The organism is Chromohalobacter sp. HP20-39, assembly GCF_033052815.1.
GTDB lineage: Bacteria > Pseudomonadota > Gammaproteobacteria > Pseudomonadales > Halomonadaceae > Chromohalobacter.
On sequence record NZ_JAWHTP010000265.1, the window covers coordinates 1 to 380 of the forward strand.

The following is a 380-nucleotide window of genomic DNA, read 5'->3' on the forward strand; positions in this document are numbered from 1 at the left end:
TGAAAGCGACGCCGGCGTTCGTCGTCGGCACGTCGATGATGATCGTGATGATGCTGATCATGATCGTCATCAACAAAGAACGGCGGACGATGCCGATGATCAGCGTCATGCTGCCGTCGCCCGGCCCAAGCGAAAGCCGCTCTCCCCGCAGAAGGCACAAACTGCCAAGCGCGGTGCAGCCCGGGCGGTGAAGACATGAATCCGGCTTTCGACGAGGTTCTCGCGGCCGGGTCGGACGCGATGTTGAGCGCCTTCGATACGACGGCGCTACGCCTCGGCACGGCGTCTCAGAATATCGAGAAGGACTTCTGGGTCTGCTGGACGCTGGATGCCTTGTTCAATGGCTTGAAAGAGGGCGGACCCCGCCTCCTCTTCAAAGG

Annotated in this window: 1 pseudogene; it reads left to right on the forward strand. The window is 61.1% G+C overall.

The features are described from left to right. Positions 1-195 precede the first annotated feature (195 nt). Positions 196-380 (forward strand): annotated as a pseudogene (locus RVY79_RS17915) (nucleotidyl transferase AbiEii/AbiGii toxin family protein); the annotation flags it as partial.